Source organism: Hallella absiana (assembly GCF_025457485.1).
Classification (GTDB): Bacteria; Bacteroidota; Bacteroidia; order Bacteroidales; family Bacteroidaceae; genus Prevotella; species Prevotella absiana.
The window spans coordinates 23,592-48,493 of sequence record NZ_JAMXSP010000003.1 but is presented as its reverse complement, the minus strand read 5'-3'; the positions used below and the strand labels follow the sequence as shown (position 1 = coordinate 48,493).

Below are 24,902 nucleotides of genomic sequence, written 5' to 3'. Positions count from 1 at the left end.
ATCTCGGCGAGCTCATCTTTTCAAAGCGTTTTTCCACTCGTTTCGCAAAAGTAATCATAACGTTTGAGATATGCAAATTTTCAGACAGATAATTGGCTGACGACAGTTCGGATTGCGTAGAAAAACAAAAAAAGCCGGCTCTTTCCTTTGCGGGAAAGAGCCGGCTTAATGGTATAGGATTGGAAAGCTGGGTGTTGCCTCAGCCTTCTGCCTTAGTTTCTAAACTGCATGCCAGCGCCGTTGGCATCGACGATGATGGGCTTGTCGCGCTTTACTTCCTCTGCGAGAATCTTCTTCGAGAGGTCGTTGAGCACGTAGTCCTGGATGGCACGCTTCACAGGACGGGCACCAAACTCCGGATCGTAGCCGACCTTGGCAAGGTAGTCGATGGCAGCAGGCGTCCACTTCAACTCGAAGCCTTGCGGTTCGAGCATCTTCTTGACGCGGTTCATCTGCAACGTCACCACCTGTGCTATCTGAGTCTGCGTAAGCGGCAGGAACATGATGATGTCGTCGATACGGTTCAGGAACTCGGGGCGGATGGTCTTCTTGAGCATCTCCATCACGTTTTTCTTCGTGTCGTCAATGACCTCCTTACGGTTGCTGTCATTGAGATTCTCGAAGCGTTGCTGGATGTACTGGCTGCCGAGGTTCGACGTCATGATGATGATCGTGTTCTTGAAGTTGACCGTGCGGCCTTTGTTATCGGTCAGACGGCCATCATCGAGCACCTGCAACAGGATGTTGAAAACATCGGGATGAGCCTTTTCGATCTCATCGAAGAGCACCACGCTGTAGGGTTTCCGACGCACAGCCTCAGTCAGTTGACCACCCTCATCGTAACCGACGTACCCCGGAGGTGCACCGATGAGACGGGTGACGCTGAACTTTTCCTGATACTCACTCATATCGATTCGCGTCATCATATTCTCGTCGTTGAAGAGATACTCAGCCAAAGCCTTGGCGAGCTCAGTCTTACCCGTACCGGTCGTACCGAGGAAGATGAACGATGCGATCGGGCGTTTCGGATCTTGCAGTCCGGCACGGCTGCGGCGCACAGCGTCGGCGACAGCCTGGATGGCTTCGTCCTGACCGACGACACGCTTGTGGAGTTCCTCCTCGAGATGGAGCAGTTTCTCACGCTCGCTCTGCATCATTCGTGTCACGGGTATGCCTGTCCAGCGGCTCACCACCTCGGCGATGTCGTCGGCAGTAACCTCCTCGCGCACCATGGCCTCACCGCCCTGGGTCGACTTGAGTTGCTCTTGGATCTTCTTGATATCGTCCTGCAACTCCTTCAGCTTGCCGTAGCGGATCTCAGCCACTTTGCCGTAGTCGCCCTCGCGCTCGGCTTTGTCGGCCTCGAACTTCAGGTTCTCGATCTCCTGCTTGTCTTGCTGGATCTTATTGACGAGCCCTTTTTCGGCTTCCCATTTAGCCCGGAACTGGTGCTCTTTCTCCTTCAGCTCGGCAATCTCCTTGTCGAGTTGCTGGATCTTGTCGGTATCGTTTTCGCGCTTGATGGCCTCGCGCTCAATTTCGAGTTGCTTCAAGTGACGGGTGATCTCGTCGAGCTCTTCCGGCACCGAGTCGCGTTCCATACGCAGTTTGGCGGCGGCCTCATCCATCAGGTCGATGGCCTTGTCGGGGAGGAAACGGTCGGAGATATAGCGCTCCGAGAGTTTCACGGCTGCGATGCAGGCATCGTCGGTGATACGAACCTTGTGGTGGTTCTCATAGCGCTCCTTCAATCCACGCAGGATAGAGATGGCGTCGACCTCGTCAGGCTCGTTGACCATGACGGTCTGGAAGCGGCGCTCCAGTGCCTTGTCCTTCTCGAAGTACTTCTGATACTCGTTGAGGGTGGTGGCACCAATGGCACGCAGCTCACCACGGGCCAGTGCTGGCTTGAGGATGTTGGCGGCATCCATGGCACCCTCGCCACCGCCGGCACCCACCAAAGTGTGGATCTCGTCGATGAAGAGAATGATGTTGCCCTGAGCGTTGGTCACCTCTTTGATGACGCTCTTGAGTCGTTCCTCAAACTCACCTTTGTACTTGGCACCGGCGACGAGGGCACCCATGTCGAGCGAGTAGAGCTGTTTGTTCTTCAGATTTTCGGGAACATCGCCGCGCACGATACGTTCGGCAAGTCCCTCGACGATAGCCGTCTTACCGGTACCAGGTTCACCGATCAGAATAGGATTGTTCTTGGTACGGCGAGAAAGAATCTGCAGCACACGGCGAATCTCCTCGTCACGTCCGATGACCGGGTCGAGTTTGCCCTGACGGGCGGCGTCGATAAGGTTGCGGGCGTATTTCGAGAGCGCCTGATAGTTCTCGTCACCACTGGCGCTTTGCACTTTCTGACCCTGGCGCAATTCGTCGATGGCCTTCTTCATCTCCTGCTCTGTACAGCCCGCATCCTTGAGAATGCGGCTCACTGTGGTGTTTACCTCCAGTAAAGCCAAGAGGATGGGCTCCACGCTGACGAACTCGTCGCCCATCTTCTGCGAGTCTGCGATGGCACGCTCCAGCACTTTGTTAGTGTCGTTGGAGAAATAGGGTTGTCCACCTTCCACGCGTGGGAGATGCTTCAACTCCTGTTGTACGAGTTTCTCAATCTGCATGGCGTTGACACCTAACTTCTGAAAGATGAAGTTGGTGACATCGCGGCTTTTCACCAGGATGCCTTGCAGCAAGTGCACCGGTTCGATGGCCTGCTGTCCAGCCTGCTGAGCTGTGTTGACAGCTTCCTGCACGGCCTCCTGCGCCTTGATAGTAAATTTGTCAAATGTCATGTTGTTACTCCTTTCTTATTTGTTATTTTATTTTCTAACACGACATTCTCAAATGATGTGCCCCGTAAGTCTAATGCGCCAGAATGGCATCTCTGCATTGTTCCATCAGCCATTTTGGCGTGCTGGTAGCTCCACAGATGCCTACGGTTTCAGCGTTGTCAAACCATTTGAAGTCGATCTCCTCGGGACTCTCGACCTGATGGCTGTTGGCGTTGACGGTGAGGCACTCGTTGAAGAGTACCTTGCCGTTGCTGCTCTTGCGGCCGCTGACGAAGAGGATGACATCGTGGTGCTTGGCAAACTCGGCGATGTTGGGCATGCGGTTGGCCACCTGACGGCAGATGGTGTCAAAGCTGCGGAAGGTCGCCGTGGGTGCGATGTGGCTCTGGATGTAGTCGATGATGCGGTGGAACTCGTCGAGACTTTTCGTCGTCTGCGAGTAGAGATAGATATTGCGGTTGAAGTCGAGATGCTTCACGTCGTCGAATTTCTCGATGACGATGGCGTGCTGGGCCGTCTGGCCTACGAGTCCGAGCACCTCAGCGTGTCCGTTCTTGCCGAAGATCACGATTTGGGCCGACGGGTCGTTGTCGTATTGCTTCTTGATGCGACGCTGGAGGGCGAGGACCACGGGGCATGTGGCATCGATGATCTCAATGTCGTTTTGCCGGGCGATCTCGTAGGTGGAGGGTGGCTCACCGTGGGCACGGAGCAGCACTTTGGCGTGGTGGAGTTGTTTGAGCTGTTCGTGATCAATGGTGACGAGGCCGTGGTTGTGGAGCCGCTCCACCTCCATGCCATTGTGAACAATGTCGCCGAGACAGTAGAGCGTCTTGCCTGCTGCCAGTTCTTCTTCCGCTTTGCGGATGGCAGTGGTCACGCCGAAGCAAAAGCCGCTGCCGGCATCTATTTCTATTTTGAGGTTCATAAGAGTTGCTTGTTTGCTGTTTTGATTATTCTACGTTGACGTTGAGAATGACTTTGGTCTGATTGGGATCGTTGGTGATCATCAGAATACGGGGCTTGGAACGGGCTTTGCGTAACTGCTTGGCATAGGCCGTGACCTTGAGTTTAGCTGTCTTGCCAGGCTCAATCTGAGTTTTGTTTAGCGACACCTCGAGACCTGTGGTGAACATCTGGAGGGAGCGCACCTTGAGGGTACTTTTTCCGGTATTGGTGATTTCAAGTACTCCTTTCTTCTTGTCTTTGCCGTCAAAGCGTCCAAGATCGATCTTCTCAGCACTGAGAATCATCTTTGGCGCATTGGCGCGCTGGGCATCGGTGAGGTGATCGAAGTCGGGGAGGATGACGGCCGAGACAGAGATTTCTTTCTCCGGCGCCACCTTGTCACCGGGGAACATGCCGAGATAGATGGACGACTGGGTGAGGCCAAAGTCGCGGATGGCCCGTGAGTCGAGCATCAGCGTCACCACACCGCTGTGCCCAGGTGCCAGTTGTGTCGGTGAGACGGAGGCTTTGAGGTAGCTGGGCAGGTGCATGACCACTGGCTGCAACGTCTGTTCTCCTTTATTAATAATGTGTATCTGCTGTACGGGCTTGTCCCCACGGTTCACGTCGTCGAACTCTACGTCGTTGTGGTCGAGGCGCAGGTCACCGATCTTGTAATCGTATTTTCCCACAAAGGTAGCCAACGATGGAACGACAACGCCGTGCAATGAGAGCACCATCATCGTGTCGGCGGCATTGCTCTCTATGCCTATCTGCTTGTCGAAATGTCCCATGGTCTGGGCGTCGTAGCGTACGGTGATCTGGAAGTTCTTGCCTGCGGCGATGGCTGTCGACGGCCAGTCGACGGTCGTGCAGCCGCAACTGGTGCGCACGTCTTTGATGGTCAGCGGCTGGTTGCCGCTGTTGCGCATCTCGTAGACGGCGGTCACGGGATGGCCGAAGAGCACCTGACCACAGTCGATGTCGGCGCTCTCTGTGGAAAGGCGTTGGGCAGAGAGAGGAAGAGGGAGGAAAAGGGTGGGGAGGAGGAGAGCTTTACCCAAGAGCCTCACCCCCAGCCCCTCTCTATAGAAGGGAGAGAGCCTCTCCCCCAACCCCTCTCTATAGAAGGGAGAGAGCCTCACCCCCAACCCCTCTCCAAAGGAGAGGGGAGTGATATGCTGGATAAACAATTTCTTAGCGTTCATGCTTTGTTTCTTCTTTATATAGTTTTTTATAGAGTCTATAGCTTTCTTTAGAGTCTATAGTTTCTATAGAGTCTATAGCTTTCTATAGTTTCTATAGAGTCTATAGCTTCCTATAGCTTCTATAGTTTCTATAGTTTTTATCGCCTCTATGGCTTCTAAAGCCTCTATTGTGTCTTGTTTATTGCTCACAGACGATCTTCTGTGCTTTGTCGCGGGCGCTGAAGGCCGGACTGTAGGCGCACTGCACGGTGCAGGTGCCTGTCGTGTAAGAGCCGGCGCGGTCGACATAGTACTCGGTCTCGATGACGTGCTTGCCCTTGGAGAGTGTGTTGAAATAATAGTTCGTCACATTGTCTTGCGGGGCCAGATAGTAGCCACCATAGTAGCCGCTGAGCTGACGGACCGGTTGGAAGCAGGCTGCACGCTTGTCTTGGACAGCCACGAAGTCGTAGTCACGGTCAGCAACAATCGTGATGCGCACGCGCACCTTGTCGCCCACCTTCAGCGTCTTGCCGTCGTGGAGGATCTCACGCTTGACGGTCATGCCGCTGCCCGAGGCTTCCGTCTCAGTGGCAGTCTGCCAGTATTGGGCATAGAGTGCGCCCCAGGAAGTGCCGGCGACTGGCTTGTCGATGGTCAGCGTCTTGTTGTTGGCTGCTTTGTCAATGGTGGTTTTGACATATCCGAGTCCGGCTGTAGCCTTAGGCATCGTCATCGCCTGACCGTCGACAGAGAAAGTTGTTTTTTGCGTCTGCGGAGCAAGGAGCGACAATTGTGCTTTGCCCTTGTCGTTGGTAAGGAAGGCATAGACGGCATCGACGGTGTTGAGAGGTGTCGACCACCCCGTGGTGCGTTTCTCCTGCAAGAGCCAGCGCTGCATCTCTTCGATGGTTGTAGCGTCAGAGGGCTGCAGGCGTTTCAGGGCTTCGATGGCTGCTACCTGTGTGGGGATGCGGTAGTCGCACCAACTGTAGAGAGCCTGCGGCGTGTCGAAGTAGCGCCCCATCTCCTCTTTATAGACAGTGTATTCCTTCAGACTTTGGAGATAGTCCTTAGCCCGCTGGCTCTGACCATACTGACTGAGGATGACTGCTGCACCGGCCTTACCGTAGATGGTCAGTGCTGTCGGCATTTTCTGCAACAGACCTACGAGATAGCTCATGTCGGCTGTGCGGGGACGGTTGGCCAGGGCACAGGTATAGAGATAGTGACAAGCCGTCTCGCTCGGAGCAAGATGCTTTGCTCCTTTCTTCTCGGCTTTTTTCAGTTCGGCAACTTCTTCGGCGATGTACTTGTCGAGGAAGGGGAAGGATCGCTTGACCATGTCGTTCACCTCCTTTGAGGCACCGGTCATGGTGTTGAGACGGGTAAGCGTTTCGGCAATGCTCATAGTCATGTAGGCGCTGCCCGGCATGCCCGGCCACCAGGCAAACGAGCCGTCGGAGAGCTGCAGCTTGCGGAGCTGGTCGGTGAAGTTGCTGAGACGGTAATCAATCTGCGTGCTGTCGAGATAGTTGACGAGCTGTAGCTTCTGTGCGGTCTCGCTTTCAGCGTCAGCGACCCAAGGCGTCTCGGAGAGTGCAAGACTCTTGAGCTCCTCGTTGGTTTGCAGGCTGCTGGTGAGCGAAGTCTCCTTGCCGGCTTCCTGTTGCCAGAGCTTCAGTGTCTTGCCGATGGCTGGATCGGCGTTGACAATGCTGCGTGCGATGGTGTTGGCGTAGAGGGCAGCGGCCAGAGAGAGTGCGTCGCGGCTGTTGGGATTAGCTACGGTGGGCAGTGTCTGAACCATCAGCCAGGCGGGATTATTGGTGTATTCGATCGTCAGCTTGCTGTCTTTGGCCTTCTTGGGGAAGAGCTGGCTGAGGTCGAAGATTGTGTTGCCGGATCCGCTGAGTGTGAATGGGCGGGTGTTGCTGACGTATTCCTGGCTTGGCATGACGGCCATGTAGTGCTGTTCGCCGTCGCTGAAGCCCTTGCCGTCTGCCAAGATGCGGGCGATGACCAGACCTTCGTGGCGGGCATCGGCGGGCAGTTGGTTGCCGGCAATGTCAAAGGTTACGGGTACCGTCTTTCCGGCTTCTACCGTAAACGGCTTCTCCCACTCGGCGAGCACACGCTCGGTTTCAGCGTCGAGCAGTTGCAGATGGGCACGTCCACTGACATTGCGGTTGCTGGTGTTGACGATGAGTGCTGTGGCTTGCGCCTTGTCATCGGTGCGGATGAAACGCGGCAGGTTGGGCTGTACCATCACTGTCTTCTGGGCTACAACATCGTCGTTGCGCAGGCCATAGTTCATCTCCTTGTCGTGTGCCAAAGCCAGGAAGTGCCAGGTGGTGACGCTTTCAGGCAGGGTGAACGTCAAACTCACGTTGCCATTGGCATCGGTCATGAGGTTGGGGAAGAAGAAGGCGGTCTCGTTGAGGTTGTCGCGCAGCGTGGCAGGCGTGCCGACTTTTGAAGTCTCGGCATTCTCTACGTTTGCAGCTTTTGGTGCGTAGCCAACGACAACATCATGGCCTGCCGCATCCTTATATGCGATGTCACTGCCTGCAAAGTTGGCGGCACGGGACTGTTGCATCGTCATCATCTTGGTTCCGCGAACACGGACTGGACCGGAGGCCATCAGCACTTCACTCACAGCAATGAAGGGATTGAAGACGCCTTCCATAGCGGGATCGAAGTGACTGAAGCTGAGGTCGCGCACATTATAGGCACGATAGTTCTGATAGCCATAGAGTCCGATGGCTGGCCAGCGTGTAGTGTTCCACTGAGCCGACAACATACTGGATGCAAAGTCGAGGGAGAAGTTCCAGTTGTGGGGATAGATGGCATCGAGGCTCTTGTCGTACATGGCGGCCAGCAGTTGTGCCTTTGCGGGCTTAGCCTTGGCGTTGGTCACCTGCAGCGTCCACGTCTCCTTCTGTCCGGGTACGAGCTTGTCGCGGAAAGTCTTCCACGTCAGATGGAGCTGTTTGTCGGGTTGGGGGCGGGAGAGGACATCGTAGTGGGTGTAGCATTTGCCGTCCTTGACCCAAGCCAGAGCCAGTGTGAGTGCGTCGCCGTACTCGGGTTTATACTGGATCTTTTCGGTTTTCACTTCATTGTTGAGTGTTCCTTGTCCTTGCTTGATGATCTTGTCGGAGGCAAAGACCGTGTAGAAGACGTGCACATCTTTGTCGGAAGAACCTACTTGAAGGTAGATGGGTTTGCCTTCGGTGAATTGGTGGGAGGAGAGATAGTACCAGTCGTGTGTGGTTGTGGCCGGATGACGGTCGGAATAGGTAAACACCACAATGTCGCTCCGCAGCGTGTCGCCTTGGCAGATAGCCTCAAGATGATGTTCACCGGGAGCGAGTTTCCTATATATATAAATAGGTGTGTCTGTCGGCACTGTTGCCCATGCTCCATTGTTAAAGCGGTAGCTGACGCTGGCCTTGATGCTCTCACCGCTCATGTTTTTGCAGGAGAACAGGAAAGTCTTCAGGCTGTCGCGCAGACTTTGTTTGGGCAGTGTGGAGGAGAGAATGGCAGTGCGGTTGGTCAGCGGCATCGTCGTTGTGGCCTCCTGTGTCTCGCCGGAGAGGCTGGTGACTTTCGTTTCGGCAGTGATGCGATAGCCGAACCGCTGGTTGAGGTCGATGTTGTCGGGGTAGGTCATTGGCAGTTTCACGGTAAAGGAACCGTCGTCGGCAGTAACGGTGGAGTCGGTCAGCAGTGCCGTCTCACCGCCTACGGTGCGATACCACCACAGCATGGGACTGCGACGAACCGTGTAGATCACCTTGCCACCCTGTACGGGTACGCCGGAATAGGTCTTCGCCACACCACGCACGCGCAGCGTGTCACCGGCTTGGTAGGTCTGAGTGTATTTGTCGAAGTCGATTTGGAAGGTAGGTCGCTTGTACTGTTCTACATGTACGGAAGCGTAGCCCGTCGACGAGTTGTCGCTGCTGGCCATTAAGGAGAACGTTCCGGTGAGGCTATGCTGCGGCAGGGTGAAGTCAGCCGATGCCGTACCGAAGTCGTCGGTAGTGACGGTTTGTCGGCTCACCTCCTTGCCGTTGGCATCGCGCAGCGTCAGCGTGATGGTCTTGCTACCGGCAACAGCAGATTGCATCGTGCTGTCGTTGACATTGTAGGCAATGGCTGTGGCGTGCAGCGTCTGGCCGGGACGATAGAGCGAGCGATCGGTGAAGAGGCTGATGTTGTGATGCTCACGCTTGTTGTTCCAGTAGTAGAAGTTGTCGTAAACGTTTTGGATGGGCAGTGCCTTGTCGTCGTTGGTGTAGGCCACGAAGTAGTTGGGGCGCTTGTCACCATAGTGCAGGACGGTTTCTCCATTGCGGTCAGTGGTGAGCGTTTGCAGTGTCTTCTGTGTGTTGCCGTCGTAGTTGAAGAAGCGCAGGTGCGCTCCGGCTATAGGTTTGCCGGTGGTGGCGTTGACAGTGACAAAACGGATGGCCTTGCCGGGCTGAGGCTGATGGAGTACGCTAAGGTCGCTTACGCGCAGCAGGGTGCGCTGAGGATCAATGCTGGCGTTGCTAGTGGTCGTCTCAATCAGATAGACACCAACGGGCAGGGCCTTGAGACGAATGGAGTCGGTGCTCTCTTTCCATGCAGGCTGGCCGTAATATTGGCGCGTGACGGACTGGATCTCGCCGGGGAAGATCAGTTTGGCAATGCGCTCATAATCGCGTTTGCTGTTAGGGTTCAGTTTGGTGTCACCGTTGAGATTCAACCGATAGACCTTCAGCGTGAGCGTGTTGATGTTTCTGATGGAGTTGATGCGCACGAGCCGCTCTTGGTTGGGCAGCAACACGCCGTCGCCGGCGTTGATGCTGAACGAGGGAGCCTGCAGTTCTTCAAGGGCGTTGCGCAAAACGTTCATGCGCTGCCAGTCGCCCCAGCGGCTGAGGGCGTAGTTGATGAAGTTGACGCGGTGCTCGGCTGTGACGTCGCTGGTTTGGCTCATCGCATTGTATCGGGCGATGGCGATCTCACCGCATTCGCGCAGATCCTGATATGCGTTCATCAGCGAGTCGAGGCATTGTACGCACTTCGACTTACGCAGGGCACAGTCGGTCTGCTGGCCTTTGGCCTGTTGCATCCACAACGCAGTCAGACAGGCAGCCGGTCGGTTGCCCTGCTTAGAATAGTAGTTGTGAAGCGTCTTATAGTCTTTTGCTTCGAGCCCGATGACGTGGAGCAGGTCATCGTAGAAGATTTTGCTGTCAATGCCTTCTACGATGGCGGGTTCATAATCCTCGTATTTGTGTTTAGCCAACAGGTCGGGATTGGCCATAGCCCGGTCAAACCACAACTTTTCCTTAGCCTGGTTGTCCTTGTCGTAACTGTCCTGGTAGGCTTTGCCGAGTGCGGCGGCGTAGACAGCGCGGAGCGTTGGGTCGGTCAGACGGGTGTAGTCCGTCTCCAACCGTTGCCGCATCACGTCGATCGAATCGGGCGCGACACGGCCTTGCGTCTCCACTTCCTGCCATTTGGCTTTCAGTAGTTGTCCGTAAGCTTTCTCTTGTCGGGCTTTTCTGACGATCTGATCCAAACATTGCAGTTCAGTCTTTGGCAAGTCCTTCTGTCGGGCAGTGGTGACCTGCTTCCACAGACTTGTGAAACTGTCGGCATACATGCTCGCCGACAAAGCCAAGGCGGCTAAAACACATACTATCTTTTTCATATTGAAGAATTTACGCTTGATATAAATGCAAAGATAGATATATTTTTTGGATTAGCCCTCATCTGCTAACTTTAATTAGTAGCTTTTACAATAGAGTATAGTGGGGAAGGGGGGCTAATGAGTAATTACCCATGTAGACAAAACTGTAAAAGGACCGAATAACTGTGTGGATTGCCTTTTTGAAGACTATTTTTTCCAATGCAACAAGAAGGGATAGAGTATAGAAACAAAAAAGAACCTGCCCTCACGGGTGGGTTCTTAAAAAAACAGTAATTAACTCAAAATTTATAATCTATTGACTTGCTTCTGTCCCTAATCTAATTTTATATTTTCATCAGACGGACGAACTATACCTTTTTACTAAGGTGTCTGTTCGGCTATTTCTGATTTCGGTTGCAAAGATAAGAAAAAGTTTCGTTTCTGCAAATAAACTTCAGTAAAAAGTGATATTTCCTCAGTAAAAAGGCTACGATTAGTCTTTCTTTGTATCATTGCAGTCTCTTCCTTATGTTATACCGGTGCCTTTTTTGTTGTCCAGGGAAGTGCTAAAACCTAAACATGGAGTTGACGCAGTATCAAGCTGGTAAATGAGCGAGGTATTGTTCGTAGAGCCACTGATTCTGCTCTGCTATCGTCATGTTGCCGTTGTCCAGTTCCACGGCATCATCGGCTTTTTTCAGTGGAGATACTTCGCGGTGCGTGTCGATATAGTCTCTCTCCTGCACATTCTTCAGAATGTCGTCAAAGTCAGCGGGCATCCCTTTGGCTTTCAACTCATCGTAGCGGCGCTGCGCGCGAACCTGTGCTGAAGCGGTCACGAAGATCTTCAGTTCGGCATCGGGAAAGACTGTCGTACCGATGTCGCGGCCGTCCATGACGATGCCTTTCTCTTTGCCCATAGTCTGTTGCTGTGCTACCAGTGCTTCTCGGACGAAAGGAATGGCGGCGATGGGGCTTACATGCTGGCTGACCTCCATGCCTCTGATCTCTTTCTCCACGCATTCGTCGTTCAAGATAGTGCGGGGATTACCTGTTGCCGGATCCAGTTGGAAACGAATATGGATGTCGGGCATCAGCGCTTTGAGCTCTTTTTCTTTCACAGAGCCATCGACGTTGAACAACTGATGGCGCAGGGCGAAGAGTGTGACGGCACGGTACATGGCACCCGTGTCAATATAGACATAACCGAGTTTCTTGGCCAATGCTTTGGCCATCGTGCTTTTTCCGCAAGAGGAAAATCCATCTATTGCGATTGTAATCTTTTTCATGATATGAATGATTGAGCTGTTGTTCGTTTTTAAAGTTTGCTATATATAATAAGGAGTAGGGAACTCGATTACAGTGAAAAGGCAGCACTGCAGATCAGACTGGAACTGGAGACATGGTATTTGCCATAGCTGACTCCAATCTTCAGTCTGTTGAGGTCGATACCGCCGCCGAGCGAGAGTCCTGCACCATGGCTGCTGTCCTTGTCGCCGTCGGTGATCTTCATCTCATCAGCACGACGGAAGTTATATCCCATGCCGAGCCAAAAGTTGTCGCCAAGCAGAATGTCGCCGCCAACGACGACATGGTTGAGGAATTTGTAATGCGGATGATTGAGATCCACCAGCGTCAATGAGAGCCGGAGAGGGATGCTTGAGAGTCCTTTGGTGACGCCCGCCTGTAGGTCAAAAGGCATCTTCTCATAGTTCTCGTCGTAGGCTTTGAGTTGCCCGCCAAGATTTTTGGCAGTAAGAGACACTGACAACTGATGGGTATCGTCGTAGTAGTTCAGTCCCAAGTCCACGCCGAAGCCGATGGAATTATAGTCGCCGATATAGGAAGTAATCAGTCTTGTAGTGATACCGCCGGCTATTTTGTCGGTCAGCATATAGGCCAGGGTACCGTTCACCGCTATGTCTCGTGCCGAGAAATCACCGGTCTGTATGTTGTTCTCATCGGTTTGCTTCATCTTGCCATAGTCGAGATATTGCGCACCGACGGCCCAAGTAGCTCTTTCCCCGCTTGCCCAGTTAAACGCGGCACTGGCGGCTTTGACCCCTTGCATGTAACTCATGTAGTTGAGCGCGATGGTTTTCGGTGTGGAAGAAGAAAGTAGAGCAGGATTGTTGAATGCCAGATTCTCGTCGTCTTCCACCAAACTCACATTGTCGCCTCCGATAGCTGCAGCGTGAGCCCCGACAGGCAGACGTAGAAAATTATACGCGGTCTCGCTTTCAGACTGTGCCCACGAAGAGGAGACGCAAAGAGCGAGAAGAATGGAGAAAGCGGCTTTTTTCATTTATTTACTCTAATTCTTTGGCAAAGATACGCTTTTTTTCGAGATTTGCAGTAAATTTGCAGTGTGAATCTTTGATGATAACGAAAAGACAGGTAGATTTATTATAAATCATGGAAACGAAGAAGAGCGACAAAGCTAATTTGGAGCAGCACCGGAGAGAGTACTTTCTCATGGGGCTGATCTTTGCGCTTGCCCTTTTGTTTACAGCTTTAGAATATACGACACGGCCGCAGAATGCTGCCGACGACAGCGATCTCTCTGACGATATGACCGAGGAGATGGACATGAAACCGGCCATGGATATGAAAGATATGATATCCGCTGCACCGGCACCGGCTTCAAAGTCTATCACTGACAACGTGAAGACGGTGGAGCATACGAGCAACAGTACGGATCAGATAGCACCCGTTACCAGCAAGCTGCTTATCGGTGACGGACAGGGTGTGGCCAAGGATGCCAATGTCACGGAGGCTTTGCCGCAGATCACCACCAACAAGGATTCGCTGGAGGAAAAGACACTTGAGCAGCTGCCGGAGTTCCCCGGTGGCATCGTGGAGTTTATGAAGTGGCTCACACGCAACCTGCATTATCCACCTTTAGCACGGCAGCAGAAGATAGAAGGCAAGGTGGTGGTGAGCTTCATCATCAATGCGGATGGATCGATCGCTTCACCGAAAGTGCAGAAGTCAGCGCATCCTATGCTTGACGCTGAGGCTTTGCGGGTCATCAAGATGATGCCGAAATGGAAGCCCGGCATTATGAATGGAAAGCCTTGTCGGACGATGTTTGCTATACCCGTGAACTTTGTTATTTGACAAGAACGTACAATGTAGCAGAAACAAAACCATTGTTTACGCAATTACGAATGATCAATTTATAGATGATGAATGAGGAAATATCAATGAAGTCAGCCTCTGAACTGTTGGGAGAGGTCAATGATTTTCTGGCCCGGTTGCCCTACGACCGTCAGCCATCCAGCCTTTATGAGCCTGTGAAGTATGTGTTGTCAATGGGCGGCAAACGTATGCGCCCCGTGCTGATGCTGTTGGCTTATAATCTGTACAAGGATGATCCCGAAAACATTCTCATGCAGGCTGTGGCTTTGGAGACTTATCACAACTATACACTTCTTCACGATGATCTGATGGACAATGCCGACTTACGCCGCGGACATGAGACTGTGCATAAGCGGTGGAATGCCAATCAGGCTATCCTTTCGGGTGACTCAATGCTTGTGCTCGCTTATCAGCGGATGGCAGAGTGCCCTGCAGACAAACTGCCGCAGGTGCTTGAACTCTTCACCACCACTGCTTTGGAGATTGGGGAAGGACAGCAATACGATATCGACTTTGAGACCCGTACAGATGTCAGCGAGGAGGAGTATCTCGAGATGATACGTCTGAAGACAAGTGTCTTGCTGGCCTGTGCCTTAAAGATGGGCGCACTGCTGGCAGGAGCTCCGCACGACGATGCTGAGCGACTCTATCAGTTTGGTGAGCTTATTGGTTTGGCTTTCCAGTTACAGGACGACTATCTTGATGTCTACGGTAATGAGAAAGTGTTTGGAAAAGCCATCGGCGGTGACATTGCCTGCAACAAGAAGACTTTCATGCTCATTAATGCTTACAATCATGCCAATGCTACGCAACGTGCAGAGTTGGACCGTTGGATCTCGTCAACAGACTTTGACAGGGATGAAAAGGTGAAGGCTGTGACGAGGCTCTATAATGAGATCGGAGTAGACAAACTCGCTCAGGAGAAGATTGCCTGTTGTTTTGAGCAGAGCAAAGGCTATCTCGATGCTGTAAAGGTAGACGAGGGCCGTAAGCAAGAGTTGCGTCAGTATGTCGAGCGACTGATGAACCGTAAGTTCTAAAATATCTTTTGATGATACCTTTTATAGATACCCATGCCCATCTCGACGGTGAGGAATTCGATGAAGATCTGCCGCAGGCGATACAGCGGGCAAAGGATGCCGGGGTAGGAGCCATTTTCCTCCCTGGCATCGACGAGTCGTCTATTGCCTCTGTAATGGCTGTCTGTCGTCAATATCCCGGCTATTGCTATCCGATGATAGGCTTGCAGCCAGAGGAGGTGCGCGATGACTGGGAGCGCGTGCTCGGTGTCATGCAGCAGGAATTGGAGTCAAGTCGTAACTCTCTGGCGGCTGACGCTCCGCTTCGCTACATTGCTGTGGGCGAGTGCGGACTGGACTTCTACTGGAGCCGTGAGTTCGAACAACAGCAACTCAAGGCTTTTGAGCGTCAGGTAGAGTGGTCGGTTCAATATCAGTTGCCGCTGATGATCCATTGCCGTAAGGCGCAGAATGAACTCCTCCACATCATGAAGCCTTACGAGAAAGAGCTTCCCGGTGGCGTCTTCCATTGTTTTACAGGCAATCAGAAAGAGGCAGAAGCCTATCTGCGCTTTGACCGCTTCTGCTTAGGCGTGGGTGGTGTGTCCACGTTCAAGAGTTCCCATCTGCGTGAGGATCTGCCCGCAGCAGTGCCGTTGAACCGTATTGTTCTGGAGACCGACAGCCCCTATATGGCTCCGGTACCGCATCGGGGCAAGAGAAACGAGAGTGCTTATGTGGCTGATGTCAGGCTGACGTTGGCACAAGCCTATGGTGTGTCGGCAGACGAAGTGGCTCAGGTGACCAATCAAAACGTTGAAAAGCTCTTTGGCGTACGTCCGTTGGCTGTATGCTGACGGCAAAATGACAGCATGGTGGCGGTTTGGAAGCGGACAAGCGTGTTTAAAATCTTAAAGAGTCTTAAAAGCTCTTGCGTTTCGTTTGCGGTTTGCGATAAAAGTAATACTTTTGCAGTCGCTATTGCAAAATGGCATTCAAACACGAAAGGGAAAGATGCTCGAGTGGTTGAAGAGGCACGCCTGGAAAGCGTGTAAACGTCTAAAGCGTTTCGGGGGTTCGAATCCCCCTCTTTCCGCAAAGCAAGAATGGATCACGGCTCTCGTTTGAGAGACGTGATTTATTTTTTAATTTTCTTTTTGCCCTTTTTCTTTGCCTTCTTTCGTTATCTTCCTCACGATTGCTTGATTTGTCTTTTTTGCAGTCAGAGTACCCTTTTTCGCAGTAAGTATTAAAAAAGTTTTTTCTTTCGTCTCTATATGCTTCAAAAGTAGTATCTTTGCACTTACATAGTAAATAGTTAGCATAGATAGACCAATACATTTAAAAAAGAGATGAATAGATTGATACAGCGTCTCATTATTCTCGTGTCATTTATTTCGTGCTGCAGCCTGGCGCAGGCTCAAAAGAAAGCAGCAGCTCAGGCTACACCGACAACGCAGCAGGAGAAGGTATCCACAGACAGTGCGTCATCCAACGCTGATGACGCGGATCTCGACAGTGCTACTGCCGAGAGCATGTTTGATCAGGCAGCGTCTTCCGACGGTGGCGACGATGCTTCCTCTGACAACGGCGGCTTCTACAAAGCCTTGAAAACAAAGTTCATAGAGGGCAATGCCGGCTTCATGTCATTGGTCGCTTTGGCCTTGGTACTTGGTTTGGCATTTTGTGTAGAGCGTGTCATCTATCTGAGCCTTTCTGAGATCAATGCCAAGAAACTCATGAAGGATGTCGATGACAAGCTGATGGACGGTGATGTAGAGGGCGCAAAGACGCTTTGCCGCAACACGCGTGGTCCTGTGGCTTCCATTTGCTACCAAGGGCTGGAACGCATCGATGAGCCGATCGAAGACATTGAGCGTTCGGTAGCCAGCTATGGTTCCGTGCAGAGTTCCAACTTGGAGAAAGGCTGCTCATGGATTACTTTGTTCATAGCCATGGCTCCTTCGCTCGGCTTCTTAGGTACTGTGATTGGTATGGTGATGGCTTTCGACCAGATACAGACAGCAGGCGACATCAGTCCGACGATCGTCGCTTCCGGTATGAAGGTGGCTCTGATCACTACAATCTTCGGTATTATCGTGGCCCTGATCCTCCAGATCTTCTACAACTATATCCTCTCAAAGATAGAGCATCTCACCGCGCAGATGGAGGAGAGTGCCATCTCTTTGTTGGACTCAGTAGTAAAATATAAGTTGAAGAAATGAAACGGTTGAATATTCATCAGCTTCGAAACTGGCCGGCGGAAAAGATTTCCTCGCGTGCACTCTACCTGCTTGTAGGCATTGCGATGGTTATCTTTGTGCTGTTCTGGCTTGTCGGCTACGATCGTCCGTTTGAGGATGATCCCAACTTCAACGCGCCTCTGTTCACCAATGCTTTGTTGTTGCTCATGGTTCTTTACCTGATGTTGGGTATCGGTTTCTCTGTATGGTCGGTGGTCAGTTTGCTGAAGAAGCGGGGCAAGACCGAGGCTGTGGAGAATGGAATCCCCGTGAAGAAGATCGGTTACTTGGTTGCTGGTAGTGTCGTAGTATTGCTGCTGCTGACCTTTGCTTTGGGCAGTACCGCACCGATGAAGATCAATGGTGCCACCTATGCAAGTGGATTTTGGCTCAGGACATCCGATATGTTCATTGTCACGTCATTGGTGATGATGCTCATTGCGGTAGCCGCAGTCATCTATGGTGCCACAAAATATAATCGAAAGTTATGATGAATTTCCATCATCGCAGGCGTAGTGTACCTCAGCTGAATACAACGTCGACGGCCGATATTTCGTTTATGCTGCTCATTTTCTTCCTCGTTACCACCAATATGGACGTGGACAAGGGCATCACGCGCCAGTTGCCGCCACAAGGACAACAGCAGAGAGAGCAGTCCTTTGTGGAGAAAAGCACGGTACTGGATTTGCAGATCACGGGCGGCAACCAGTTGCTTGTTGATGGTAAGCCCTTTGCGGTGGACCGTCTGCAGCAGCGCGTAGAGGCCTTCGTCACACGGCTTGGAAAGCGTCATCTCATCAAGGTAAGTGTGGATCCGCAGGCCAGCTACGACATTTATTTCCATATGCAGAACCAGCTCGTCGACGCTTATCGCAATTTGCGCGACCGCCGCGCTATGGCCCAGTTCGGTCGCCGCTACGCCGCATTGTCGCAAGATCAGCGCGACAAGGTGAAAGATGAAATCCCCCAGCGCATCGCTGAGCAGTATAATGGCAGCCAGGATGCGACGCAGCCAACACAGGAAGGAGGGCAGCCATGAGCATGTTTCGTCGTAGAGAACATACGGTTCCGGGACTCAACACGGCGTCGCTGCCAGACCTGATCTTCAGTGTGCTGTTCTTTTTTATGATAGTCACGCATATGCAGAAGGTGGCCGTGAAGGTGCAGTATCGCACACCGCAAGGTACTGAGTTGACGCGACTGACGAAGAAGACCGCTGTCACCTATATATATATAGGCAAGGCTGCGGGTACGATGGGACAGGCCACTCACGGTCGTACCATGATACAGTTGAACGACAAATTTGGTTCTCCTGCCGACGTGACGGACTATGTCTCACAAGAAAAGGACAGGATGTCACCGGAAGACCAGCAGCAGATGACCGTGTCGATCAAAGCCGACCGCCACACGCCCATGGGGATCATCACAGACGTAAAGCAAGCACTGCGTCAGGCGAAGGCTCTCAAGATCAGTTATTCGGCTACACCAGTAGAAAAAGGTGCGTCTAAGCATTAAAAGACTTCTGTTGTTGATGAACTTTTAAAGTAAAAGTGTCATTTGATAATATATTTGCTTGTAAAAGTTGTGTATATGAAGAAAAATATGTATCTTTGTACGCAAATTAATAGAAACAATGGCTAGACACAAATTAGATGCTTTAGACAGAAAGATTTTGCAGCTTATTTCGTCAGACGCGCGCATCGCCTTTTTGGAGGTTGCCCGCGCCTGCAATGTCAGTGGAGCTGCTATTCATCAACGTATTCAAAAACTGACTCAACTCGGAATCCTCAAGGGCTCTCAGTTTATCGTAGATCCTGAGAAGATCGGCTATGAGACTTGTGCTTATATTGGTCTTTATCTGAAAGATCCAACCACATTTGACGATGTGGTGGAGAAACTGAAAAGAATTCCTGAGGTCACCGAATGCAACATCACCACGGGTGGTTACGACATGTTCATCAAGCTGTATGCCCGCAACAACCATCATCTGATGAACATCATCCATGACAAGCTCCAACCATTGGGTTTGTCGCGCAGTGAGACCATCGTCAACTTCAACGCTGTCATCGACCGGCAATTGCCGATCCCCAATGATGATGAAGATGACGACGAGGACGATAATCCTGAGTCTGAGATCAACGACAATGTAGATTAATCCTGGGAGTTAGCAAGTCTCTCAAGGAGTAGGAAGGAGAAGCCAGAGTGCTTCTCCTTTTTTGTTATCTGCCATTTGTCCATGTCTATTTTCGGAAACCAGGCATCAGCCTCTTGGGGCTCCTGTTCGACGAGGGTAGCGTAGATTCTGTCGGCAAAAGGCAGTGCTTGACGATAGATGCTTTCCCCGCCGATGATAAAGATCTCCTGCTCCTTGGCTTCCCGCTTGAGTGCTTCTTCCAGAGAATCATAGAGCACGATGTCGTGACGATGTTGCTTCATGTTTTCAGTCTGTCGTGTGATGACCACGTTGCGACGGTGGGGCAGGGCACCGTTTGGCAGAGACTCGAAGGTCTTACGTCCCATGATGACCGTATGCCCAGTGGTGAGAGCCTTGAAGTGAGCCATATCCTCGGGCAGATGCCACGGCAGTCGGTTACGGAAGCCAATGGCCCGTTGGCGTGACATAGCCACAATGATACTGATTATAGCGCGATTTTGATTTTCCATTCTTTGGGATAGAGGTTGTTGGCACGTGAGCCTAAGTTTTTCACGAAGCCGAGTGGATGCCCCTGATAGGTGACGAGCACGTAGCCTTTAGGCATTTCTGCGGGCAGGGCAACAGCCTCTCGGTGAAGATATTGCAGTGCCTCGTGATAGCCTGCCTCCCATCTTGGGAAGGCCTCAGTGCTGAGAGCCGTAGAGAGAGCCAGGCTTTCGTCGGGCACCAGATCCTTGCCTTTTGCCGTGCCGATGGTGATGCCTGCGTGAAGAATATGCAGATACTTGGTGGCTTGGAGGTAGTATGCGTCCCACTGTTGCGGCATAGCTACCAACCGGTCTGCTACCCAGTGGAAGTTCACCGGCTCTTTCAGCCATTGCTGATAGGCGGTGGTGGGCTGCTGGTGGTCTTGTTTCCCTTTTTCCTTCTTCCTTTGTCTTGCTTCCCGCACTTTGTTTTCTTTCATCTCTTTTTTCTCTCCCCGTTTTCTGAGTGCGGCCATGAACAGGCCTTCGCCCATCGTATAGCCAGGGAGGAAACGGCAGACGGGATAGTCGCCGACCAGTGGTCCGGTGATGTTCCAGCCATCCTCGACGGGTACTTTCAATACGTCAGCCCCTAAGTTTTCCGCGATCCATGCGATGTTTTCCTCATCTTCCTTCGCGTTGTAGGTGCATGTGCTGTAGATGAGAATGCCGCCCGCGTTGAGGCAGGGCCATATCGTCTCGATGATCTCCCGTTGCAGGTCACGGCATTTCTCCACGTTTTGTGGACTCCAAAGTCTGACGGCGTCCTCATCTTTGCGGAACATGCCTTCACCCGAACAAGGCACATCTGCCAGAATCACGTCAAAGCGGAGTCCCGACCGGGCATAGTCTTTGGGGTAGTTATTGGTCACGATCACCTCGGGATGGCCGAACTTCTGCATGTTCTCTGACAGAATGTTTGCCCTGAGTTTGACGGGTTCGTTGCAGAAGAGCAGGCTTCCTTCGGGTAGTGCCGCTCTCACGGCTGTGGTCTTGCCTCCGGGAGCAGCACAGAGGTCAAGCATTTTCACGGGTTCCGTGACATACTCTCTGATGACGTGGTCGATGAACATCGACGAAGCCTCCTGCACATAGTAAGCACCGGCATGGAGAAGTGGGTCGAGAGTAAACACCGGACGACTCTCAAGATAGTGCCCTTCGTTGCACCAGGAGACCTTATCCGTCTGCTTGATTCTTTCTCCTTCGTGCCCTGGAAATGTCATGCTCTGCCGTTCTTCGTTGGTTGTCTTGAACGGGTTGAAGCGGATGCTGACCGGCGAAGGCGTGTCGAGTGCCTGGCACAGACGGGTGAAGCGTTCAGCTCCCATGAGCTGAAGGGTATAATCTTCAAAAGACTTAGGAAGTGTCATGTGATTGGAATGTTGAAGGTGGAAGAATGCTCAGCCAGTTAGATGGCAGGTTTGACGGGGAACAAATAGAACTGTCGGTCGCGGTCATAGTCCAGCATCCACTGGTCGACGATGATGCCGTCGTCGAGAGCCTGAATGGTCAGCGTATGCGTGCCGGAGGAGAGTCTCACGTAGTCGGTGCGGATGGCTTGCCCCCGGAGTACGTTTACCTTCCAGCGTTCCGACATGCCTTGTTCGCTCAGCGAATAAGTGAAAGTCGTGTCGCTGTCGAGCGTCACGCGATAGCGCAACTGTTCTTTCTTGCAGGGAAGCGTGGGTATTAAAGCCGTGCGCAGGGCAGCATTTCCCTCAGGGGCATAGAACTGAAACGAGATAGAAGCGCCCTTGGGCAGCAACACGGCCTTCATGGAATGCCCCAGCATTTCGATGGTACTGACATTCTTTGAGGCCGAAGTATAATCACAAGCGTTTCTGACGACACAGCCATCGTCGTCCATCGGAGCGTCGATGCCGTCATAGCCGTCGTATTTCTTCAGTTCGCTGGTCGTCAGATTGTCGATGAACGTGGGAGCAAGGAAGACCTGAAGACCACGGGGTGCCATGTTCATCAGTCCGTTCCACTTGCCGTTGGTCATCTTCTCATTGTAGTAGTTGGTCAGCCGAATGATGTCTTGGTAAGCCTTCCAACTTCTCACCGCCGACTCGAGTGCTTCGTCATCGTGATGAAAGCTCTCCTTTCGTCCGATGGTCCTTGCTTCCTGTGCCTGCAATTGCTTGGTGGCCATGTCGGCTGCGGCACAGACCGGATACTTCACGGCGGCGAAGAAGGCATCCTGCAACCGTGAAGGTATCGAAGCCTCGACCCGGTTGATGTCGGTCTCTATTTCCTGATAGTCGTTGAGAAACCGCTCCAACTCATTGCCAAACTGCTCGGCATTGAACTCAGAGACCTGCACCGGTAGCTCGTCCACGCCGTGCTCTTTATCGCTCAGTCCCGTTTGGTTCCATCCCATAAATTCCGGTCGGCGGAGTCCGCAGAGCCAATAGAACTTTGTCATCGGCTTGGCCAGTTGCTCACCGGCTTCTTGTCCGAACTGCTGGACGAGCCATTCTGTGAGGTGCTTTTTGAGCGCGTCAGGCCCCGTGGCGTTGATGTTCCATGCCATATCCATGAAGAGAGAGAGCGGATAGGCCGCCACTTTGGGGTCGTGGATGACGGCGATCCATTGCTGCCGGATGTCTTTGTCCCAGCAGTTGCGCAGCGATTGGTAGATCAGTCCCGGTTGTGTTGTGGCCAGCCAAAGGTAATCGTGAGGTGTACCTTGGTAGCTGAGATGATACAAGAGCTTGCCGTTGTTATGCCCATCCTGTAGTTCACTGGCGGGCATATTTTGCAGATAGCCATAGCCGTCGTCGGTGTAGACCTTTCCTTTTTGGTGGTTGATGATGTTGATATCAAAGGAGTCGGCCACTTCGTTGTCGCTCTTGACATGGCGATGCGCCCTTGATGACGTGGCTGTACCAGTGTATAAGGTGTTGGCACGCAACCGGAGCATGAGCTCAAAGAGCTGATGGTAATACCTCGGTCCCAATGCGTCCTGACGGAAATGCTTGTCGAGTTGTTGATGATCCCAGGCAAGTGTTGACCATTGCGTCCCCTGCAGGCTGATGCCGCGCTCGGCTACAGACGGACTCTGCATGGTCTCGTATCGGTCGCTGAGTGTCAGCCGGCTCTTATGTTCCGGTGTGACATCGCCCCACCAAATCCATGGTGAGACACCGGCGAGTCGTGACAGTTCGAGAATGCCGTAGGCTGTTCCACGCCCGTTGCTGCCCACGATGACGATTCGTTTTTGGCGCACGCCGAGCCAGAAGGCGTCTTCACGGGTGATGAAACTCATGAAGGGCACGCCAAGTTCTTTTAGCCGTTGCATATCCTTGTTGCTGGTACGGTCGAGCTGATAGATGTCGATGCCCCCGCTGCCGTCGCGTTCTGCTTTCTTGCCCGTGACCGCTTTCATGTCGGCGGAAAACATATCCAATGCCTTGTCCACCACGTAGTCGTGTTTCTTCTGTATGGAGTAGGTGACGTGACCCTTGCCGCTGTACCAAACGATGTTGCCGGCGAGGAGCCTGCCGGGCACAGAGGAGAGGGTGATCAACAGACATAATATAATAAGGTGTATGCGCTTCATGAGAATTGTCTTTTCGTTTTGTGTATCAAACAAAGATAACTATTTTCTGCAAGGTAGCGCCTCTGCTTTTGGCTAATTTTTCTTTTTTTGAGATGAGCTAACATAAATAATAAAAAAAATTTGCCCTTTCCACAAAATATAACTACATTTGTAGGAAACAACAAAACAAAAGACATACAAATGACATTATATCCCAAACTCATCGAGCAAGCCCTGGCAACAGTCATCTATCCAGGCACGAAGAAGAATCTCATCGAGAGCGGTATGCTCGCCGACACGCCGAGTATCAACGGCATGAAGGTGAGAATCATTCTGGTCTTTCCACGCAATACCGACCCGTTCCTGCAGTCGACAGTGAAGGCTGCCGAGGCTGCTATCCATTATCATATCAGTCCTGAGGCGGAGGTGACGATTCAGACCGAGTTCAAGTCTGCTCCCCGTCCGACAGTTGATAAGCTTCTGCCGCAGGTGAAGAACATCATCGCCGTCAGCTCCGGCAAGGGCGGCGTGGGCAAGAGCACCGTAGCTGCCAACCTCGCCATTGCCCTGGCCAAGCTTGGCTATAAGGTGGGTCTGCTCGACACCGACATCTTCGGCCCTTCGGTGCCTAAGATGTTTGGCGTGGAAGATGCCCGGCCCAATGCTGTAGAGAAAGAAGGCCGTGACCTGATCGAGCCGATCGTGAAGTATGGCGTGAAGATTCTGAGCATAGGATTTTTTGTGGATCCCGACACGGCAACGCTGTGGCGTGGCGGCATGGCTACCTCGGCACTGAAGCAACTCATCGCAGACGCTGACTGGGGTGACCTCGATTATTTCGTGCTCGACACGCCGCCGGGGACTTCCGACATCCATCTGACACTGTTGCAGACGCTCGCCATCACCGGTGCCGTCATCGTCTCCACACCGCAGAAGGTGGCACTGGCCGATGCACGCAAGGGCATTGACATGTATCGCAATGATAAAGTCAACGTGCCCATCCTCGGTCTCGTGGAAAACATGGCATGGTTCACACCGGCAGAACTGCCAGAGAACAAATACTATATCTTTGGCAAAGACGGTTGCAAGAATCTTGCTAAGGAGATGGGGTGCCCATTGCTGGCGCAGATACCTATTGTGCAGAGCATCTGCGAGAGCGGCGATGCCGGTGAGCCGGCTGCCGTGAATGTAGACTCCATCGTGGGACAGGCTTTTCTGAATCTGGCACAAGCAGTGGTCACTACCGTCAATGTGCGCAATAAGAAACTGCCGAAGACCAAGATCGTACAGGTTAACAACACCAAAGAATAACAGAGTAACGGTTTTAAAAAGACAGAGTAACATATTGAACAGACAGAGTTTTCTGTTTTGATGTCTGTTCAATCTGTTACTCTGTCTTTTTGGTTTGTTATTTTGCCCATAAAAGAAAGGCATGGGGCTGAAATAGCTGTGTAACTATTCTTAGAAAAGTTTCTGTGACTATTTTATCTCAAGAATTAGAGAATGAGAGAATTCTTTTTTCTTAGGTTAGAATAAAAAGAATTATAAGAGAGAAAGCAGTGAGCTGCTTGTATTCTCCAATTCTTATCAATTCACAATGATGCGCAGAATATTCTCTGATTCTCAAATTCTTGAAAAAATATAG

At 52.1% G+C, this 24,902-nt stretch carries 18 protein-coding genes and 1 tRNA gene; 10 read left to right on the top strand and 9 right to left on the bottom strand.

Annotation, left to right across the window (positions count from 1 at the left end; translation table 11 throughout):
- Positions 1-212 precede the first annotated feature (212 nt).
- The 6 genes from clpB to porQ all read right to left on the bottom strand — a co-directional run bounded on the left by clpB (position 213) and on the right by porQ (position 12,933).
- Positions 213-2,801 carry an ATP-dependent chaperone ClpB gene (gene clpB, locus NG346_RS02220; protein WP_262279434.1) on the bottom strand — a complete coding sequence of 863 codons (2,589 nt, stop codon included), beginning with the start codon at positions 2,799-2,801 and terminating at the stop codon, positions 213-215.
- Positions 2,802-2,871: 70 nt separating this feature from the next.
- Positions 2,872-3,729 (bottom strand): 4-hydroxy-3-methylbut-2-enyl diphosphate reductase, encoded by an 858-nt coding sequence (locus NG346_RS02215; protein WP_262279435.1) that lies wholly within the window; start codon positions 3,727-3,729, stop codon positions 2,872-2,874.
- A gap of 25 nt (positions 3,730-3,754) precedes the next feature.
- On the bottom strand, positions 3,755-4,957 hold the full coding sequence (locus NG346_RS02210; RefSeq protein WP_262279436.1) for a DUF1573 domain-containing protein: 1,203 nt from the start codon (positions 4,955-4,957) through the stop codon (positions 3,755-3,757).
- Between the two features lie 178 nt (positions 4,958-5,135).
- Entirely contained in the window at positions 5,136-10,649 is a 5,514-nt protein-coding gene (locus NG346_RS02205) for an alpha-2-macroglobulin family protein (RefSeq protein WP_262288228.1), read from the bottom strand.
- A 575-nt stretch (positions 10,650-11,224) separates the two neighbouring features.
- Positions 11,225-11,917, bottom strand: a complete 693-nt coding sequence (gene cmk / locus NG346_RS02200) for a (d)CMP kinase (RefSeq protein WP_262279438.1) — start codon at positions 11,915-11,917, stop codon at positions 11,225-11,227.
- Between the two features lie 68 nt (positions 11,918-11,985).
- On the bottom strand, positions 11,986-12,933 hold the full coding sequence (gene porQ / locus NG346_RS02195; RefSeq protein WP_262279439.1) for a type IX secretion system protein PorQ: 948 nt from the start codon (positions 12,931-12,933) through the stop codon (positions 11,986-11,988).
- A gap of 110 nt (positions 12,934-13,043) precedes the next feature.
- On the opposite strand from porQ, the gene NG346_RS02190 reads away from it, so the two are divergent.
- The 9 genes from NG346_RS02190 (at position 13,044) to NG346_RS02150 (ending at position 19,186) form a co-directional block, all read left to right on the top strand.
- Positions 13,044-13,748, top strand: coding sequence for an energy transducer TonB (locus NG346_RS02190; protein WP_262279440.1), 705 nt, complete (start codon positions 13,044-13,046; stop codon positions 13,746-13,748).
- 86 nt (positions 13,749-13,834) lie between these two features.
- Positions 13,835-14,809, top strand: coding sequence for a polyprenyl synthetase family protein (locus NG346_RS02185; protein ID WP_262279441.1), 975 nt, complete (start codon positions 13,835-13,837; stop codon positions 14,807-14,809).
- An 11-nt stretch (positions 14,810-14,820) separates the two neighbouring features.
- Positions 14,821-15,645, top strand: coding sequence for a TatD family hydrolase (locus NG346_RS02180; protein ID WP_262279442.1), 825 nt, complete (start codon positions 14,821-14,823; stop codon positions 15,643-15,645).
- Positions 15,646-15,796: 151 nt separating this feature from the next.
- Positions 15,797-15,884 (top strand) — tRNA-Ser (locus NG346_RS02175).
- Between the two features lie 256 nt (positions 15,885-16,140).
- Positions 16,141-17,013, top strand: a complete 873-nt coding sequence (locus NG346_RS02170) for a MotA/TolQ/ExbB proton channel family protein (RefSeq protein WP_262281258.1) — start codon at positions 16,141-16,143, stop codon at positions 17,011-17,013.
- Positions 17,010-17,522, top strand: a complete 513-nt coding sequence (locus NG346_RS02165) for a hypothetical protein (protein WP_262281259.1) — start codon at positions 17,010-17,012, stop codon at positions 17,520-17,522. The genes NG346_RS02170 and NG346_RS02165 overlap by 4 nt, the downstream gene beginning before the upstream one ends.
- On the top strand, positions 17,519-18,070 hold the full coding sequence (locus NG346_RS02160) for an ExbD/TolR family protein (RefSeq protein ID WP_317620776.1): 552 nt from the start codon (positions 17,519-17,521) through the stop codon (positions 18,068-18,070). The genes NG346_RS02165 and NG346_RS02160 overlap by 4 nt, the downstream gene beginning before the upstream one ends.
- Positions 18,067-18,546 carry an ExbD/TolR family protein gene (locus NG346_RS02155; RefSeq protein WP_154532401.1) on the top strand — a complete coding sequence of 160 codons (480 nt, stop codon included), beginning with the start codon at positions 18,067-18,069 and terminating at the stop codon, positions 18,544-18,546. Before NG346_RS02160 ends, NG346_RS02155 begins: the two co-directional genes overlap by 4 nt.
- 118 nt (positions 18,547-18,664) lie before the next feature.
- Complete coding sequence (locus NG346_RS02150; RefSeq protein WP_262281260.1) at positions 18,665-19,186, top strand: Lrp/AsnC family transcriptional regulator; 522 nt, start codon at positions 18,665-18,667, stop codon at positions 19,184-19,186.
- Here NG346_RS02150 and NG346_RS02145 read toward each other — a convergent pair.
- The 3 genes from NG346_RS02145 to NG346_RS02135 are packed head-to-tail and all read right to left on the bottom strand — an operon-like array spanning position 19,183 to position 23,278.
- Positions 19,183-19,695 (bottom strand): dihydrofolate reductase, encoded by a 513-nt coding sequence (locus NG346_RS02145; protein ID WP_262281261.1) that lies wholly within the window; start codon positions 19,693-19,695, stop codon positions 19,183-19,185. The two genes, NG346_RS02150 and NG346_RS02145, sit on opposite strands and share 4 nt — an antisense overlap.
- Positions 19,671-21,083 carry a methyltransferase RsmF C-terminal domain-like protein gene (locus NG346_RS02140; protein WP_262281262.1) on the bottom strand — a complete coding sequence of 471 codons (1,413 nt, stop codon included), beginning with the start codon at positions 21,081-21,083 and terminating at the stop codon, positions 19,671-19,673. Before NG346_RS02140 ends, NG346_RS02145 begins: the two co-directional genes overlap by 25 nt.
- 38 nt (positions 21,084-21,121) lie before the next feature.
- Complete coding sequence (locus NG346_RS02135; RefSeq protein ID WP_262288227.1) at positions 21,122-23,278, bottom strand: glycosyl hydrolase 115 family protein; 2,157 nt, start codon at positions 23,276-23,278, stop codon at positions 21,122-21,124.
- Positions 23,279-23,458: 180 nt separating this feature from the next.
- On the opposite strand from NG346_RS02135, the gene NG346_RS02130 reads away from it, so the two are divergent.
- Complete coding sequence (locus NG346_RS02130) at positions 23,459-24,568, top strand: Mrp/NBP35 family ATP-binding protein (protein ID WP_262288226.1); 1,110 nt, start codon at positions 23,459-23,461, stop codon at positions 24,566-24,568.
- Positions 24,569-24,902 lie beyond the last annotated feature (334 nt).

What these genes read in the sequence shown, in the direction of transcription:
- clpB (WP_262279434.1), bottom strand. Translation starts at nt 2,801, where the DNA reads ATGACATTTGACAAATTTACTATCAAGGCGCAGGAGGCCGTGCAGGAA.
- NG346_RS02215 (WP_262279435.1), bottom strand. Translation starts at nt 3,729, where the DNA reads ATGAACCTCAAAATAGAAATAGATGCCGGCAGCGGCTTTTGCTTCGGC.
- NG346_RS02210 (WP_262279436.1), bottom strand. Translation starts at nt 4,957, where the DNA reads ATGAACGCTAAGAAATTGTTTATCCAGCATATCACTCCCCTCTCCTTT.
- NG346_RS02205 (WP_262288228.1), bottom strand. Translation starts at nt 10,649, where the DNA reads ATGAAAAAGATAGTATGTGTTTTAGCCGCCTTGGCTTTGTCGGCGAGC.
- cmk (WP_262279438.1), bottom strand. Translation starts at nt 11,917, where the DNA reads ATGAAAAAGATTACAATCGCAATAGATGGATTTTCCTCTTGCGGAAAA.
- porQ (WP_262279439.1), bottom strand. Translation starts at nt 12,933, where the DNA reads ATGAAAAAAGCCGCTTTCTCCATTCTTCTCGCTCTTTGCGTCTCCTCT.
- NG346_RS02190 (WP_262279440.1), top strand. Translation starts at nt 13,044, where the DNA reads ATGGAAACGAAGAAGAGCGACAAAGCTAATTTGGAGCAGCACCGGAGA.
- NG346_RS02185 (WP_262279441.1), top strand. Translation starts at nt 13,835, where the DNA reads ATGAAGTCAGCCTCTGAACTGTTGGGAGAGGTCAATGATTTTCTGGCC.
- NG346_RS02180 (WP_262279442.1), top strand. Translation starts at nt 14,821, where the DNA reads ATGATACCTTTTATAGATACCCATGCCCATCTCGACGGTGAGGAATTC.
- NG346_RS02170 (WP_262281258.1), top strand. Translation starts at nt 16,141, where the DNA reads ATGAATAGATTGATACAGCGTCTCATTATTCTCGTGTCATTTATTTCG.
- NG346_RS02165 (WP_262281259.1), top strand. Translation starts at nt 17,010, where the DNA reads ATGAAACGGTTGAATATTCATCAGCTTCGAAACTGGCCGGCGGAAAAG.
- NG346_RS02160 (WP_317620776.1), top strand. Translation starts at nt 17,519, where the DNA reads ATGATGAATTTCCATCATCGCAGGCGTAGTGTACCTCAGCTGAATACA.
- NG346_RS02155 (WP_154532401.1), top strand. Translation starts at nt 18,067, where the DNA reads ATGAGCATGTTTCGTCGTAGAGAACATACGGTTCCGGGACTCAACACG.
- NG346_RS02150 (WP_262281260.1), top strand. Translation starts at nt 18,665, where the DNA reads ATGGCTAGACACAAATTAGATGCTTTAGACAGAAAGATTTTGCAGCTT.
- NG346_RS02145 (WP_262281261.1), bottom strand. Translation starts at nt 19,695, where the DNA reads ATGGAAAATCAAAATCGCGCTATAATCAGTATCATTGTGGCTATGTCA.
- NG346_RS02140 (WP_262281262.1), bottom strand. Translation starts at nt 21,083, where the DNA reads ATGACACTTCCTAAGTCTTTTGAAGATTATACCCTTCAGCTCATGGGA.
- NG346_RS02135 (WP_262288227.1), bottom strand. Translation starts at nt 23,278, where the DNA reads ATGAAGCGCATACACCTTATTATATTATGTCTGTTGATCACCCTCTCC.
- NG346_RS02130 (WP_262288226.1), top strand. Translation starts at nt 23,459, where the DNA reads ATGACATTATATCCCAAACTCATCGAGCAAGCCCTGGCAACAGTCATC.